The following is a 14,097-nucleotide window of genomic DNA, read 5'->3' as shown; positions in this document are numbered from 1 at the left end:
AGTCATGCGCTACGCCCGTCAACGTGTTCTTCCGGAAATTGGTGATGCCGGCCAGGCGGCCCTGGCGGCTGCGCGCATTTTAGTGGTTGGTGCCGGGGGCCTCGGCTCTCCGGCCCTGCTCTATCTCGCGGCGGCCGGTGCCGGCCTGAAAGAGGCTGGCGGTTGCCTGGGCATCATTGATGACGACACGGTCGACCTCAGCAACCTTCAGCGCCAGATTCTGTTTACTGAAAATGATCAGACACAAAGCAAAGCCAAGACTGCAACAGAACGTCTGCAGCAACTGAACAGCGCAACGGATCTGCGTACTTTCGAAACCCGCCTGACGACCGACAACATCCTTGATGTCTTTGCCGACTTTGACATCATCGTCGATGGTTCGGACAACTTCGATACCAAATACCTCATCAACGATGCCGCCGTCCATCTTGGACTACCCGTTGTTTACGGTTCCATTCTTGGCTTTGAAGGCCAGGCTGCTGTTTTCTGGGCCAAGGAAGGACCTTGCTATCGTTGCGTTTATCCGCAACCACCTGAAACCCATATTCCCAATTGTGCCGAGGCCGGCACCCTGGGCGGTATCGCTGGCATGGTCGGCTCCATCCAAGCCGTTGAAGCCTGCAAACTGGCACTCGGATTAGCGCACTGCCGCACCCATGATCTTGAACCCCTGATTGGCCGGCTTTTCCTGGCTGATGCCCGGAACTGGGACACGCAAACCCTCGCCATTGAAAAGCGTGCAGACTGCCCAGTCTGCAGTCTGCCTGCGCATGAGGTCCGCCTGCCGCAAGCCAGAGCACAGGCCTGTGCTGCCTCAACGTCACCACAGGCCGCTAGCATGACACTCTATGATCTGCAGGGCTTGTTTGAATCCGGCATTCCCTTTGTCTTGCTCGACGTTCGCGAACCTCAGGAATGGGCCAACGGCCATCTCGAAGGTGCGCTGCATATTCCTCTGGGCCGCTTACTGGTAGCGCCGGAAGCACTGGACGCACTGAGTCGCCAGGAACCCCTGGTCGTATATTGCCAGCACGGCATGCGCAGTGCACGGGCCGTCAGCTATCTGCGTGATCAGGGCTTCGATGCCTTCAACCTGATTGTGGACTGGTCGCAGCTTTAAGCGAGCACACAACCATCCTTCAGTACAACCAGACAATCGGCTAACCGCGCGGCCTCTTTGTGGTCATGCGTGACATAGACGATAGGCATCAGATCTAAGTCTCGAAGCTGTTCCAGGTACGGCAGGATTTCTGCTTTACGATCGGAGTCGAGCGATGACAGAGGTTCGTCCATCAATAAGATCGTTGGTTTCACGGCCAGCGCCCTGGCAATGGCCACTCTTTGACGCTCACCGCCCGAAAGTGCTCCGGGATATCGCTGCAATAAATGACGGATTCCGAGAACTTCAATCAGCGGTAATAGATCCTCCGGCATATGTGTACGATTCGCGCATCCGAATAGGATATTCGCTTGCGCCGTCATGTGAGAAAAAAGACTGTCTTCCTGGAAAACATAACCGATCGGCCGCTTGTAGGTGGGCATAAAATATCGGGCTTCCTGCCAGACGCTGCCACGAACCCGCAAGTAGCCGGCATCTGCTTGCTCTAATCCTGCCATACACCGTAAGACCGTCGTTTTACCTGAGCCTGAAGCGCCCTGAAGTACGCTGATGCCCTGACCCGGTAATTGTAGATCCACATCCAGATTAAAGCCTGGCCGGTTGAGCAAGAAGCGTGCATGAATCATCGTTTCATGATTCATGACGCGTATCCTTCTTGCACATATGTAGCGCCAGCAAGACGATAAAAGAAAAAGCCAGCAGGACTGCCGCCAGACTATGCGCCTGACTGTACTCAAGCGCCTCAACATAATCATAGATCTGCACGGAAGCCACGCGCGTTTCGCCGGGGATATTGCCACCGATCATCAACACAACACCAAACTCACCAACGGTATGCGCAAAAGCCATGACCGATGCTGTTACAAACCCGGACTTTGACATCGGAACCACCACTCTGAAAAAGGTCGCCAACGGTGAAAGACGCAAGGTCGCTGCGACCTCGAGCGGACGACGTCCTACGCCTTCAAAAGCGGTTTGGAGCGGCTGTACGAGGAACGGCATCGAATAAATGACGGAAGCAATCACCAAACCCCAGAAGGTGAATGGTAGTAAACCCAGCCCCATCGATTGAGTGAACTGCCCGATGGGACTATGCGGCCCCATGCCAAGTAGCAGATAAAATCCAAGAACAGATGGTGGTAACACCAAGGGCAAGGACACCACCGCCGAGATCGGGCGATAGAGCCAGCTGCGCGTACGCGTCAGCCACCAAGCCAGCGGCGTCCCGATCAGCAAAAGGATCAGCGTTGTGACACCCGCCAACCGAACCGTTAGCCAAAGTGCCTGAATATCCGCATCACTTAACAGCATAACCGTAGGACTTGATCAGCTTAACTGTGTCACCACTTTTGAGAAACGCCAGAAACTGAAGAGCCGCCTCACTATCCTTGCCATTAACCAGTAACACCGCATCCTGATTGATCGGTGAATAGCGCTTTTCCGGAACGACCCAAGCCGATCCAGCGGTGATCTTGTTGTCTTTCGTGATCTGTGACAGTGCCAAAAAACCAATAGCTGCATTACCTGTTGCCACAAACTGGAAGGTCTGGCTGATGTTTTCACCCATTACAATTTTCGGCGCAATCTGAGTCTTCAATTTGAGCGCGTTCAAAGTTTCCATGGCCGCTTCACCATAAGGCGCAGTTTTAGGATTGGCGATGGCAATCTTATTGAACCGATTCTCTTCCAGCACCTTGCCCTTGGCATCGACCATCGCCGGGTCTGCCGACCAGAGTACGAGTTTGCCTATGGCATAAGTGAACCGCGTACCGAGGACGGCAAGGCCATCTTTTTCAAGTTGAACGGGCTTTTCCTCATCGGCACTCAGAAACACCTGGAATGGGGCTCCATTCTTGATTTGTGCATAAAACTTGCCAGAGGCACCCGTAGAGATTTTCAGCTGATGTCCGCTTGCCTTGTTAAAGGCTTTGCCAATTTCTTCCATCGGCGCTGAAAAATTAGCGGCTACCGCAACCTGAACTTCATCAGCCAACGCTTTATGGATAAAGGAGGCCCCGAGAAAACCCAACAGCACCCAATGAATCCTTTTCACTTTTTTCGGCCTTAGGTAGCAACGGCCAAAATGACATGCGAGGCTTTAATCAAAGCACAGACTTTCATACCGGCGGTCAGTGCCATCTCCGCCAGACTCTCGTTTGTCACAACAGCGCTGAGCAATTTGCCGCCAGCCAATTCAACAACGACCTCGGAGTTAACCGCACCTTCAGTAACACGAGCAACATCACCGATCAACTGATTTCTGGCACTGGATTTCATATTCAGTTCCCGCGTCAGGATGACCCAAGGCGCCTTGAACAAAGCGTAGGCTTCCTGTCCAACCACCAGGTTCATGGATTCCAGGCTTTCATGCGTAATCATCGCAACGATCTGGTCCTGACCACCGATATCTAGGCGTATCTCGGCATTCACCGCCCCGGGTTTGATCGCGGTAATCCGACCTAAAAACTGATTCCGGGCGCTTGTTTGCATCGTGAACCTCCTGATCAAGCTCTGGTACTGGCTGAAATCCTCGATCTGCGTTTCCAGCATCTGAAAAAACTGCTTTTGCTCAACTTCAAGCATGCGGTAAACGTGCAGAAATCGCCGACCATAATCCGTCAGTACGGTGCCACCGCCCTTGTTGCCACCGGCTTGCCTTGCGACCATCGGATGCCTTGCGAGATTGTTTATGGATTCAATGGCCGTCCATGCAGCCTTGTAACTCATCCCCATCTCAGCCGCCGCTTTATTCATCGAGCCCGTACTGTCAATCAGCTCCAGAAGCTCCAGATGATTCCAACGCGTTGGCCGACCGTGCACCGGCAGGCCAAAAGGCAAAGCATCAGTATTGACAAGATTGGTCATCGATTTTTTCCGTTGACGGCTATGGTTCGTTATGTAGCCGAAATACATAACGAACCATAGCATACATCCCGATGAAAATTAAAGACCACCCATCTCCATCGCCTGCGAACCAATCGCCTTCTATAGAATATTAGGTCACGCAAAAATCAAACATCGCCATGAACACGTCTCCTTCTGAAACATCTAAATCAAATTCCGGTTGGCTTGATAAAAGCCGCATCATCGCCAAACCCGGCTTTAATCGCTGGCTCGTACCGCCTGCTGCATTGGCCATCCATCTCTGTATCGGCATGGCCTATGGTTTCTCGGTGTTCTGGTTGCCACTCTCCCGCGCCATTGGCATTTCGGCACCGGTGGCTTGCCCGGCAGAAATGAGTCTGCTCACGGAGCTCTTCGCCGCCAACTGCGACTGGAAAATCTCCACCCTGGGCTGGATGTATACCCTGTTCTTTGTTTTCCTCGGTTCATCCGCTGCCATCTGGGGTGGCTGGCTGGAGCGTGTGGGCCCACGTCAAGCCGGTGTGGTTTCGGCTTTCTGCTGGTGTGGGGGTCTGGTCATCTCAGCCATTGGCATCAAGCTGCACCAGATCTGGCTGATGTGGCTGGGTTCGGGCGTGATTGGCGGTATCGGTCTGGGGTTGGGCTATATTTCCCCCGTATCAACATTGATCAAATGGTTCCCGGATCGCCGCGGCATGGCCACCGGTATGGCCATCATGGGTTTCGGTGGTGGCGCCATGATCGGCGCACCACTGGCTGATCTACTGATGAAGTCTTTCGCCACATCAACCTCGGTCGGTGTATATGAAACCTTCCTAGTGCTGGCAGCGATTTACTTCGTCTTCATGATCTCCGGCGCCCTCGGCTACCGCATTCCGCCCGAAGGCTGGAAGCCAGCCGGCTGGACACCGCCACCGCCGTCTAAGCGCGCCATGATCACCCAGCATCATGTGCACCTGAGCAAGGCCTGGAAAACCCGTCAGTTCTGGCTGGTGTGGACGGTGCTTTGCGTCAACGTCACGGCCGGCATCGGCATCATCGGCATGGCCTCGCCCATGTTGCAGGAAGTGTTTGCCGGCAAGCTGATCGGCGTTGACATTGCCTTCAATGAATTGACTGCCGCGCAAAAGACCTCGATTGCTGCCATCGCTGCCGGCTTTACCGGTCTGCTGTCGCTGTTCAACATCGTTGGCCGTTTCTTCTGGGCATCGCTCTCCGACAAAATTGGCCGTAAAGCCACCTACGCTACCTTCTTCCTGCTCGGCTTTGCCATGTACGCGGCCAGCGCAAGGTGCCAGCCTGGCGTTGTTCGTAATCTTCATGTGCGTCATTCTCTCCATGTACGGCGGTTGCTTCGCCACCGTGCCCGCCTATCTGGCGGATATGTTTGGTACCAAGTTCGTGGGCGCTATCCATGGTCGACTACTCACCGCCTGGTCGGCTGCCGGCATCTTCGGGCCAGTCATCGTTAACTACGTGCGTGAATACCAGCTAGCGCATGGCGTGGCACGTGCCGATGCCTACAACATCACCATGTACATTCTCTCTGCTTTGCTCATCATCGGCTTTATCGCCAACTGGCTGGTGCGTCCGGTGTCTGAAGAACTGCACATGAGCAAAGATGAAGTCGCCGTGGAAAAGAAAATCGCCGACGACACCCACGAGCACTTTGTATCCGATGTTGCGGCCATTGCCCACGAAGTCTCGCACTCCTGGAAGATTGCGCTGGCCTGGACTGCTGTTTCCATTCCCATGGCCTGGGGCATGTGGATCACCTTACAGAAGGCACTATTACTTTTCAAATAGTTGAGTAATCAGGTGCAAGGAAGCCGCTTCGAAGGTCAAGCGGCTTTTTTTCATGAGGTATATACAACCTCTGGTTTTGTAAGATTTCAGCTACTAATTTATGAAACAATAATCGCATGGAAATTGTTGACGTCATTCTTAAGGCAGGAAGATCTGCGATTGAACTTGCTTTGTTCATTCTGCTTCCGATTATGGTTGTGATGCTAACAATCATGCGTTTTTTAGAAGCAAAAGGCTTTCTGGACTGGTTTGTAAGCAAAGTAGCTCCGATGCTTCGCCCTTTTGGCCTTAATGGCTTAAGTGTCTTCGCAGCATTACAAGTCACATTCGTCAGCTTTGCCGGGCCTGTAGCGACACTGACTATGATGGATCAGCGCGGTGTTTCTGATCGGCACATTGCGGCAAGTCTAGCGATGGTTTTCAGTATGGCGCAGGCAAATGTTCTATTCCCAATGGCGTCCATGGGTCTTAACTTCGGCTTTACAATGATGATGTCTATCGTAGGTGGGTTGATTGCCGCGGCAACCACTTACCATCTCTTTGGACGGAATCTTTCCAGCAATGAAGTGAGCGTAGACGAAACACTTCATCATCCTATCGCCGAAGATGCCAAGGGCGTTCTTGATGTCATCAATCGAGCTGGTGCTGAAGCATTCAAAATCACGCTGGGCTCCATTCCCATGCTCGTACTATCGATGGTTACAGTGTACATTTTTAAAAGCTTGGGTGTCATCGACTGGTTAACATCCATACTGACATCACCCTTGGCATTCGCCAGCATTAACCCCAATATTGTTCTTCCTACCTTCACTAAATATCTGGCAGGCGGTACGGCAATGATGGGTGTCATGGATGACATGATCAAAATGGGGGATGCAACATCAAGCCTCGTTAACCAGAGTGCTGGCTGGCTCATTCATCCATTCGATCTTGCTGGGATAGCTATATTCATGTCCGCGGGCCTGCGAGTCGCAAAAGTCTGGAAGATTGCAGCGTGCGGAGCCTGTGTAGGCATTTGCACTAGAACGATTGCACACAGCCTGTTTTTCTAGTTAATTAGGTCAGATGCTTTCAAACCTTCACCACAATCTCACCCGTCAGTGGATCTTGCGCTCGAACCTGACTCCCTGGATGCATTCTTTTGACGATGCAAAGATACGTTAGCAATTCATGCAATGACTTATCAATCACGGCAATCTGCACCCATTGATCGCTCAAATAATCAGCAAGTTCAACTTTATAGTTCATGGCACACACCTTACCTAGATGACTGACCCATTTTGGATTATCCTAGGTTTCTCATTGAGTTATCGATGTTGCAATGCGTAATTTTTTGCCGAGTATCAAATAACCTCTGAATAAAAGCATCTAGAAGGACTTACTGAATGAGTGCTCTCAATCCTGACTTCTGGCAAAAGCATTTTGAGCAAAATCAGACCCCCTGGGATCGCGGCCAAACAAACCCACAGCTGCTGAAGTGGCTTCAATCGAAAACGCTAAAACCATGCAGAATTGCCGTACCCGGTTGCGGTAAAGGCTGGGAGGTAGCAACACTGGCATCCAATGGCTTTGATGTGACGGGTATTGACTATACTGCCGCCGCAATCACTGAAGCAAAGCGATTGCTCAACAAGCAGCATCTAGACGCTGAGATCATTCAGTCTGATGTGCTTGTTTACGACCCACAAAAAACGTTCGACGCCGTCTACGAGCAAACGTGTCTTTGTGCACTAGACCCCAATCACTGGAAAAACTATGTTCGGCAATTGGCACGTTGGACTCGACCTGGCGGTCATTTATATGCCTTATTCATGCAAGTTGAGCGAGCACCTGCTCAGAAAGGCATCGTGCAAGGACCACCATTTCACTGTGATCTCAATGGGATGCGCGCACTATTCAATTCGGAATACTGGGAATGGCCTGACAGTGCACCTGAGGTCGTGACTCACGACCAGGGATGGATTGAACTTGCTATTCGGCTTCAACGAAGAGGTCCGTCTTAGCTCAGAAAAGTAACAAAATTTTCAACCGGTTCACGGATCGTTTTGAGGGTATTAACAATGGCCTTCTTGTCTTCGTAGCCCAATGCCATGCCACAAACCACACTTTCATTTTCGGGAAGGTTGAGCTCATCTTCGATGATTTCATGAAACTGATTAAAAGCGGCTTGCGCACAGGTAGCAAGCCCATGACCTACAGCACTAATCATGATGTTTTGCATAAACATCCCATAATCTAACAAACTACCTTTGCCCATGATTCGATCAATCGTGAAGATGATACCGACTGGTGCATCAAAGAACTGGTAATTTCTGGCGTGCTGTCGTCTCATTCCCTCCTTATCATCTTTTTGCAACGATAACAATCCGTAAAGATCAAACCCAACCTTTCGACGACGAGAAATAAAAGGCTCGATCCATGAGGTAGGGTAATAATCGTATTCTTCGCGGTATTTCGCTGCCTTTTCAGGATCAAGAAATACGTCCTGAATGGCATCACTTAACTTTTGTTTAACTTCACCCGTCAGGACATAAACCCGCCAGGGCTGTGTATTCGTTCCAGAAGGCGCTCTAGATGCAACCTGAAGGATGTCATGGATAATTTCAGGACTGACGGGCGTGTCAAGAAAGGCACGTACAGAACGACGTGAAACAATCGCCCTGTCGATGATTTGGAAATCCTGATCAGCGGCCATGTCGTTTAGACTCATCGTAATAAATAGTGGTTACCATAAAAGCTGACAACCAACTCCTGACGCTGGTTATAGCCACGATACTGCAATATTGCAACACCGCGCTCAGATTTAGTTTTAGAAGGTATCAGTTCAATAACCTCAACCTCAGCTCTAAGGGTGTCGCCAGGTCTTACGGGGGCAAACCATCGGACTTCATCCAGCCCTGTACCACCAAGACTAGAATGATTGAAGACACCACTCTGAATAAATAATCTGAAACACAATGCGATGGTATGGAATCCACTGGCTATCTGTCCACCAAAAATCGATTGCTCCGCTGCAACGGCATCAATATGAAAGGGCTGCGGATCATAAGCGAATGCAAAACTTGTGATGTCAGCTTGCGTCAGAGTAAAGCCTTGCGTACTAAATACTTGACCAACTTTGAGATCATCAAGTGATCTATGCAGTATATGCGGAACTGATTGCTTCATCGGTAGGCTACTCAATCGGCTTTGGGGCAAGAACAAGCGCCTCGCCCTCGATCACCACTTTGCCGTCGACATCACAAATCGTCTCTAATGAGACACGATTTTTTTCAAGTTCAATAGCACGTACCGTGACAGTTGCTGTCACGGTATCACCCGGTCTTACCGGCGCTCTGAACTTCAGATTTTGTGCAAGATAAACCGTGCCAGGCCCAGGTAACTTATTCGCGATACATGCGGAGATCAAACCTGCAGACAACATCCCGTGCGCAATACGCCCACCAAAAATACCCTTTTCGGCAGCTTTTTGATTGAGATGAACTGAATTAATGTCACCAGAAACACCTGCAAACATAACGATGTCTGCTTCTGTGATCGTCTTGGCGAATCTGCGAGACATACCAACTTCAAGTTGATCAATGGTAAAACCAATTTCGTGTGGCATTGTATTTCCTAGTTAATCATTTGCGTTGGAAAACTGGCGTTCGTTTTTCCTTGATCGCTGTTAACCCCTCAAGGTAGTCTTGACTGCTATAAACTACCCGTCGACTGGCTTCTATACGTTCGAACTCTTGTGACGTGAGCGGGATCGAATTGGTTATCGAAGTCACCTGTTCTTTAAATACCGCATTCGCTAAAGGTGCTGTTTTGGTGATATCCACGGCAACATCTTGGGTAAATTCAGCTAATGAATCGGCTGGAACCACATAATTTATGACGCCATACTGCGCTAAGCGTTCAACCGGAACTTGCTGTGCCCTGTAGAACATTTCCTTAAGGATATGTAATGGTATGCAGTTGAGAAAACTCATAATCCCTGATGGGTTGTAGGGCACGCCTAGGCGGCTGGGGGTAAAACTAATGATAGAACCTTCAGCGGCAATAATAATGTCAGCATTCATTACAAGCTCACACGCCCCGCCCCATACACTCCCCTCAATCTGCATCAAAATAGGCACTGGGCAAGACTGCATTGCTCGTACGGCACGTCGCAGAGGCTCATGACACTCAAGCGGATCATGACCGTGGGGTGGCAGTTCGTTGATGTCATACCCTGCGGACCAGACTTTCACGCCCGGCAGGGTTTTAATGATGATTGATAACGCACCTTCTGATACCAGCTGTGCCATACCATCAATCAGCTGATTAACTAATGCATTCCCCATAACGTTCAACTTTCGCGTGTGGGTCAGCATCAGCTGACCCACGTGATCCTCGAGCGTTATTTCAATCAAAGTTTTGCTTTTCACAGCGCAACTCACATCAAACTAGTTGACACCTGAACGACGGATCAATGCCTGAATTTCACCAACGATCCCGCGGCGGAACACAAGAACACAAAGGACGAAAATAACGCCCATGATCACTGTGACCCAGGAACCGACCTTATCGGCAAGCTCATTTTGAAGTGTCACAATCGTTGCTGCACCAACCAATGGTCCGAAGATTGTCCCGAGGCCGCCAAGAAGTGTCATGAGAACGACCTCCCCTGACATATGCCAGTGAACGTCGGAGAGTGAGGCCAGCTGGAACACGAGAGTTTTGGTTGCTCCTGCCAGACCAGAAAGCGCTGCTGAAATCACGAATGCAATCAACTTGAACTTATGAACGTCATACCCGAGAGAAATCGCACGCGGTTCATTCTCTCGAATCGCCTTGAGAATCTGGCCGAACGGAGAGTGAATTGTTCTGTAGATCACAAAGAAGCCTGCACAGAATATTGCAAATACAAAATAGTACATGGACAAGTTATTGTCGAGATCAATCAATCCAAAAAGGTTGCCTCGAGGCACCCCTTGAAGACCATCTTCCCCACCGGTTGCAGGAATCTGCTGGACAATGAAGAAAACCATTTGAGCCAAGGCCAACGTGATCATGGCAAAGTAAATACCGGAACGACGAATGGCGAGCTTACCGAATACCCAGCCCAAAAAAGCCGCCGCGAGGGTTCCACCGAGAATGCCAAGTTCAGGGCTTAAGCCACTATCTCTGACCAGCATCCCACAGACATAAGCGGCTGTTCCTAAAAATGCGGCATGGCCAAAGGAAAGTAGACCAACAAAGCCAAGGAGAAGATTGAATGCCGAAGCAAACAATCCAAAACACAGCACTTTCATGAGGAACGTAGGATAGGCAAAAAATGGTGCTACCAATCCCAGAATAAATAGCGTACCAAAAACCAGATACATCTTGTTACTACTGTTTGTCGTTGTACTCATAGCGATATCCTCTGGGGGGTAATCAGGACTTACCAAATAGACCGGCTGGACGAACCAGCAGCACTAGAATCATGATGGCAAAAACCACGATGCTTGAGGCTTCCGGATATACCACCTTTGTAACCCCTTCAATCAGGCCCAATCCCAAACCAGTAAGAATGGACCCCATGATTGAACCCATCCCACCGATAACCACTACGGCAAAAACGACAATGATTAGGTTAGAGCCCATCAACGGATTAACTTGAAAAACGGGTGCGGCTAAAACACCAGCAAATGCAGCGAGCGCAACACCAAAACCGTATGTGAAGGTAATCAGCATAGGTACGTTGATACCAAGCGCCTGGACAATCTCAGGATTCTCGGTCCCGGCTCGAAGATAGGCCCCAAGTTTTGTCCTCTCAATCATGTACCAAGTCCCAAAGCAGACTGTGAGCGCAGCAATGACGACCCAGCCGCGGTAAATGGGCAAATTCATGAACCCGAGAGGAATGAGGCCCGTCAGAGCATCCGGAACGGCGTAGCCTTCACCAGAAACACCAAATTGATCTCTAAAAATACCTTCAACAATTAACGCTAGGCCAAAAGTCAATAAAAGCCCATACAAATGATCTAGCTTGTACAGCTGTTTCAACATGGTTCGCTCAAGAACCATGCCAAGACAACCCACTAATAACGGGGCTAGTAACAATGAGGTCCAGTAGCCGACTTCGAAATACGTGAGGCCGATCCATGCAACAAACGCGCCCAGCATATACATCGCGCCATGCGAAAAATTGATGATGTTCAACAAACCAAAAATAATAGCCAAACCAAGACTCAGAATCGCGTAAAACGATCCATTGATCAGGCCGATGAATAATTGGCTGCCAAGCAACGCCGTTGGTATCCCGAAAATTTCCATGACTGACTCCTGTGATCAGAACGGTCGCCCGCCCTGATCACTCTTTTGTGTTAACTATTTATTTCTTCACCAGCGGACAAGTGCTATCTTTCAGAGGCGTGAATGCCTGATCTGCTGGGATGGTTGCCTTAATCGTGTAATAATCCCACGGATACTTAGCTTCATCAGGCTTTTTAACCTGCGCAAGATACATGTCGTGAACCATCCGGCCATTAGGCTGAATACGACCGTTCTTGGCAAAAAAGTCGTTGATCGGTGTCTTCTTCATGTAGTCCATGACTTTTTTGGTGTCATCACTATTCACAGCTTTAACTGCCTTCAGATAGTTATAGACTGAAGAGTATTGACCCGCCTGGACCATGGTCGGCATTTTGCGCTGTTTCTCAAAGAATCGACGCGACCAAGCACGTGTATCGTCGTTCCGGTCCCAATAGAAACCAGTCGTCAAATACATACCCTGCGTTGATTTCAGACCCAGCGAATGAACATCAGTGATAAACATCAACAGACCTGCTAGCGTTTGTTTGGGTGTAATTCCAAACTCCGCTGCCTGCTTGATTGCGTTTGTTGTATCAGAGCCCGCATTGGCTAAACCAACAACTTGAGCACCCGATTGCTGCGCCTTAAGTAGGAACGAGGAAAAGTCGGTTCCCGGGAAAGGATGGTTAACCGAGCCAAGAACCTTACCACCGTTGGCTGTAACAACTTTGGCAGCCTCAGATTCGAGGGATTTACCAAATGCGTAGTCTGCCGTCAGGAAGAACCAGGTCTTCCCACCTTGTTTGGTCAGCGCACTTGCCGTACCGTTTGCTAGTGCATAGGTATCATAGGTGTAATGAATGGTGACGTCATTACATTCTTTATTGGTAATAGTCGCCGAGGCAGTACCATTAATCAGTGCAATTTTATCTTTTTCCTTGGCGACCTTCATGACCGCCAAAGCAACAGATGTGGTGACAAGTTCACTCGCTACATCAACACCATCGCGCTCAAACCACTCCCGCGCTTTATTCGAAGCAATATCTGCTTTATTTTGGTGATCTGCCTGCACCATTTCAATTTTGAAATTAGGCTTTTCATTCGCCATAAAATCATCAATGGCCATTTTTGTGGCTACAACAGTGCCTTGACCCGCCAGATCAGAATAGGTGCCTGACATATCTGTAAGAACACCAATCTTGACGACGTTATTGCTCACTTGAGCCTGAGCAGCAAATGGAATTGCCGCCATCAGCGCGATTGCTGCTGCAAGTTTCTTCTGTTTCATTACTGTCTCCTTAATTTTGCCTGATCAGACGCCAAGCGTTTGTTGTAACCACTCCATTTTTGAAGGAAGCTCATCTTGAGAAATTGTCTCGATGATTTCCCCATGCTCAAGTACATAATGTCGATCTGCCAGAGGTGCCGCAAAGCGGAAATTCTGTTCAACCAGAACAATCGTGTACCCACGCTTTTTAAGCTCGGTAATGACTTCCCCAAGCTTTTTTACGATCACCGGAGCAAGGCCTTCGGTAATCTCGTCGAGCAACAGCAAGCGTGCTCCGGTACGGAGTATTCTTGCCATCGCCAACATCTGCTGCTCTCCACCAGAGAGCTTAGTACCAGGACTACTCCGACGCTCTTTGAGATTAGGGAACATGTCGTAGATTTCATCGTCAGTCATACCGCCACTGGCAACAATGGGTGCCAGTGTCAGATTTTCCTCGGTGGAAAGTGACGAAAAAATGGCACGCTCTTCAGGGCAGAATCCAACGCCATATCGAGCAATCTTGTGGGTCGGTACATTAATGATTTCGCTTCCGTTAAGCATAATCGAGCCACTACGTCGACCAACAAGACCCATGATGGACTTCAGCGTGGTTGAACGACCCGATCCATTACGTCCGAGCAATGTGACACACTCTCCCTTATCAACTTTCATGTCGATACCATGAAGAATATGTGATTCTCCATAATACGAATGAAGGTCGGTTATACGGAGATATTCAGTTTTATGTGATGAGCTATTCATACTATTCTCA

The 14,097-nt window shown here is 49.7% G+C and carries 18 protein-coding genes; 5 read left to right on the top strand and 13 right to left on the bottom strand.

From position 1 onward, the window contains the following. The first annotated feature begins 4 nt into the window (after nt 1-4). Nucleotides 5-1,120: a ThiF family adenylyltransferase gene (locus AC3GOJ_RS04505; RefSeq protein ID WP_488236270.1), complete on the top strand. Its 1,116-nt coding sequence runs from the start codon at nt 5-7 to the stop codon at nt 1,118-1,120. Here the strand turns inward: AC3GOJ_RS04505 and AC3GOJ_RS04500 are convergent. Genes AC3GOJ_RS04500 through AC3GOJ_RS04485 form a run of 4 tightly spaced genes read right to left on the bottom strand, consistent with a single transcriptional unit; the run spans nt 1,117 to nt 3,985 of the window. Next, nucleotides 1,117-1,761 carry a molybdenum ABC transporter ATP-binding protein gene (locus tag AC3GOJ_RS04500; RefSeq protein WP_488236269.1) on the bottom strand — a complete coding sequence of 215 codons (645 nt, stop codon included), beginning with the start codon at nt 1,759-1,761 and terminating at the stop codon, nt 1,117-1,119. The two genes, AC3GOJ_RS04505 and AC3GOJ_RS04500, sit on opposite strands and share 4 nt — an antisense overlap. Next, on the bottom strand, nt 1,751-2,431 hold the full coding sequence (gene modB / locus AC3GOJ_RS04495; protein ID WP_488236268.1) for a molybdate ABC transporter permease subunit: 681 nt from the start codon (nt 2,429-2,431) through the stop codon (nt 1,751-1,753). The genes AC3GOJ_RS04500 and modB overlap by 11 nt, the downstream gene beginning before the upstream one ends. Then, nucleotides 2,418-3,173, bottom strand: a complete 756-nt coding sequence (modA, locus tag AC3GOJ_RS04490; protein WP_488236267.1) for a molybdate ABC transporter substrate-binding protein — start codon at nt 3,171-3,173, stop codon at nt 2,418-2,420. The genes modB and modA overlap by 14 nt, the downstream gene beginning before the upstream one ends. Before the next feature lie 11 nt (nt 3,174-3,184). Further along, nucleotides 3,185-3,985 carry a TOBE domain-containing protein gene (locus AC3GOJ_RS04485; RefSeq protein WP_488236266.1) on the bottom strand — a complete coding sequence of 267 codons (801 nt, stop codon included), beginning with the start codon at nt 3,983-3,985 and terminating at the stop codon, nt 3,185-3,187. Between the two features lie 158 nt (nt 3,986-4,143). On the opposite strand from AC3GOJ_RS04485, the gene AC3GOJ_RS04480 reads away from it, so the two are divergent. The 3 genes from AC3GOJ_RS04480 (at nt 4,144) to AC3GOJ_RS04470 (ending at nt 6,843) form a co-directional block, all read left to right on the top strand. Further along, nucleotides 4,144-5,457: an OFA family MFS transporter gene (locus tag AC3GOJ_RS04480; RefSeq protein ID WP_488236265.1), complete on the top strand. Its 1,314-nt coding sequence runs from the start codon at nt 4,144-4,146 to the stop codon at nt 5,455-5,457. Beyond that, nucleotides 5,387-5,791, top strand: coding sequence for an MFS transporter small subunit (locus AC3GOJ_RS04475; RefSeq protein WP_488236264.1), 405 nt, complete (start codon nt 5,387-5,389; stop codon nt 5,789-5,791). The genes AC3GOJ_RS04480 and AC3GOJ_RS04475 overlap by 71 nt, the downstream gene beginning before the upstream one ends. 116 nt (nt 5,792-5,907) lie before the next feature. Then, the gene (locus AC3GOJ_RS04470; RefSeq protein ID WP_488236263.1) at nt 5,908-6,843 is read left to right on the top strand and encodes a nucleoside recognition domain-containing protein; all 936 of its coding nucleotides are present in this window, start codon (nt 5,908-5,910) and stop codon (nt 6,841-6,843) included. Between the two features lie 19 nt (nt 6,844-6,862). Here AC3GOJ_RS04470 and AC3GOJ_RS04465 read toward each other — a convergent pair whose 3' ends face one another. Next, nucleotides 6,863-7,039: a hypothetical protein gene (locus AC3GOJ_RS04465; RefSeq protein WP_488236262.1), complete on the bottom strand. Its 177-nt coding sequence runs from the start codon at nt 7,037-7,039 to the stop codon at nt 6,863-6,865. Between the two features lie 137 nt (nt 7,040-7,176). On the opposite strand from AC3GOJ_RS04465, the gene AC3GOJ_RS04460 reads away from it, so the two are divergent. Beyond that, nucleotides 7,177-7,794, top strand: coding sequence for a methyltransferase domain-containing protein (locus AC3GOJ_RS04460; RefSeq protein ID WP_488236261.1), 618 nt, complete (start codon nt 7,177-7,179; stop codon nt 7,792-7,794). On the opposite strand, the gene AC3GOJ_RS04455 is transcribed toward AC3GOJ_RS04460, so the two are convergent. Genes AC3GOJ_RS04455 through AC3GOJ_RS04420 form a run of 8 tightly spaced genes read right to left on the bottom strand, consistent with a single transcriptional unit; the run spans nt 7,791 to nt 14,087 of the window. Beyond that, nucleotides 7,791-8,486: a nitroreductase gene (locus tag AC3GOJ_RS04455; RefSeq protein WP_488236260.1), complete on the bottom strand. Its 696-nt coding sequence runs from the start codon at nt 8,484-8,486 to the stop codon at nt 7,791-7,793. The two genes, AC3GOJ_RS04460 and AC3GOJ_RS04455, sit on opposite strands and share 4 nt — an antisense overlap. An 11-nt stretch (nt 8,487-8,497) precedes the next feature. Beyond that, nucleotides 8,498-8,959 (bottom strand): MaoC family dehydratase, encoded by a 462-nt coding sequence (locus AC3GOJ_RS04450; protein ID WP_488236259.1) that lies wholly within the window; start codon nt 8,957-8,959, stop codon nt 8,498-8,500. 7 nt (nt 8,960-8,966) lie between these two features. After that, nucleotides 8,967-9,398: a MaoC family dehydratase gene (locus AC3GOJ_RS04445; RefSeq protein WP_488236258.1), complete on the bottom strand. Its 432-nt coding sequence runs from the start codon at nt 9,396-9,398 to the stop codon at nt 8,967-8,969. A 16-nt stretch (nt 9,399-9,414) separates the two neighbouring features. Continuing rightward, a complete protein-coding gene (scpB, locus tag AC3GOJ_RS04440) occupies nt 9,415-10,203 on the bottom strand; it encodes a methylmalonyl-CoA decarboxylase (protein ID WP_488236257.1) in 789 nt (262 codons plus the stop codon). Between the two features lie 18 nt (nt 10,204-10,221). After that, nucleotides 10,222-11,172 carry a branched-chain amino acid ABC transporter permease gene (locus AC3GOJ_RS04435; protein WP_488236256.1) on the bottom strand — a complete coding sequence of 317 codons (951 nt, stop codon included), beginning with the start codon at nt 11,170-11,172 and terminating at the stop codon, nt 10,222-10,224. Between the two features lie 22 nt (nt 11,173-11,194). Further along, nucleotides 11,195-12,076, bottom strand: coding sequence for a branched-chain amino acid ABC transporter permease (locus tag AC3GOJ_RS04430; RefSeq protein ID WP_488236255.1), 882 nt, complete (start codon nt 12,074-12,076; stop codon nt 11,195-11,197). Between the two features lie 58 nt (nt 12,077-12,134). Further along, on the bottom strand, nt 12,135-13,343 hold the full coding sequence (locus AC3GOJ_RS04425) for an ABC transporter substrate-binding protein (protein ID WP_488236254.1): 1,209 nt from the start codon (nt 13,341-13,343) through the stop codon (nt 12,135-12,137). Nucleotides 13,344-13,367: 24 nt separating this feature from the next. After that, nucleotides 13,368-14,087, bottom strand: coding sequence for an ABC transporter ATP-binding protein (locus tag AC3GOJ_RS04420; protein ID WP_488236253.1), 720 nt, complete (start codon nt 14,085-14,087; stop codon nt 13,368-13,370). Between the last annotated feature and the right edge of the window lie 10 nt (nt 14,088-14,097).

The sequence above is a fragment of the Fluviibacter sp. genome (genome assembly GCF_057744235.1).
This window is presented reverse-complemented; position numbering and strand designations above follow the sequence as displayed.

What these genes read in the sequence shown, in the direction of transcription:
- AC3GOJ_RS04465 (WP_488236262.1), bottom strand. Translation starts at nt 7,039, where the DNA reads ATGAACTATAAAGTTGAACTTGCTGATTATTTGAGCGATCAATGGGTG.
- AC3GOJ_RS04430 (WP_488236255.1), bottom strand. Translation starts at nt 12,076, where the DNA reads ATGGAAATTTTCGGGATACCAACGGCGTTGCTTGGCAGCCAATTATTC.
- AC3GOJ_RS04505 (WP_488236270.1), top strand. Translation starts at nt 5, where the DNA reads ATGCGCTACGCCCGTCAACGTGTTCTTCCGGAAATTGGTGATGCCGGC.
- AC3GOJ_RS04420 (WP_488236253.1), bottom strand. Translation starts at nt 14,087, where the DNA reads ATGAATAGCTCATCACATAAAACTGAATATCTCCGTATAACCGACCTT.
- AC3GOJ_RS04450 (WP_488236259.1), bottom strand. Translation starts at nt 8,959, where the DNA reads ATGAAGCAATCAGTTCCGCATATACTGCATAGATCACTTGATGATCTC.
- AC3GOJ_RS04485 (WP_488236266.1), bottom strand. Translation starts at nt 3,985, where the DNA reads ATGACCAATCTTGTCAATACTGATGCTTTGCCTTTTGGCCTGCCGGTG.
- AC3GOJ_RS04470 (WP_488236263.1), top strand. Translation starts at nt 5,908, where the DNA reads ATGGAAATTGTTGACGTCATTCTTAAGGCAGGAAGATCTGCGATTGAA.
- AC3GOJ_RS04480 (WP_488236265.1), top strand. Translation starts at nt 4,144, where the DNA reads ATGAACACGTCTCCTTCTGAAACATCTAAATCAAATTCCGGTTGGCTT.
- AC3GOJ_RS04500 (WP_488236269.1), bottom strand. Translation starts at nt 1,761, where the DNA reads ATGAATCATGAAACGATGATTCATGCACGCTTCTTGCTCAACCGGCCA.
- AC3GOJ_RS04455 (WP_488236260.1), bottom strand. Translation starts at nt 8,486, where the DNA reads ATGGCCGCTGATCAGGATTTCCAAATCATCGACAGGGCGATTGTTTCA.
- AC3GOJ_RS04425 (WP_488236254.1), bottom strand. Translation starts at nt 13,343, where the DNA reads ATGAAACAGAAGAAACTTGCAGCAGCAATCGCGCTGATGGCGGCAATT.
- AC3GOJ_RS04445 (WP_488236258.1), bottom strand. Translation starts at nt 9,398, where the DNA reads ATGCCACACGAAATTGGTTTTACCATTGATCAACTTGAAGTTGGTATG.
- modB (WP_488236268.1), bottom strand. Translation starts at nt 2,431, where the DNA reads ATGCTGTTAAGTGATGCGGATATTCAGGCACTTTGGCTAACGGTTCGG.
- AC3GOJ_RS04460 (WP_488236261.1), top strand. Translation starts at nt 7,177, where the DNA reads ATGAGTGCTCTCAATCCTGACTTCTGGCAAAAGCATTTTGAGCAAAAT.
- AC3GOJ_RS04435 (WP_488236256.1), bottom strand. Translation starts at nt 11,172, where the DNA reads ATGAGTACAACGACAAACAGTAGTAACAAGATGTATCTGGTTTTTGGT.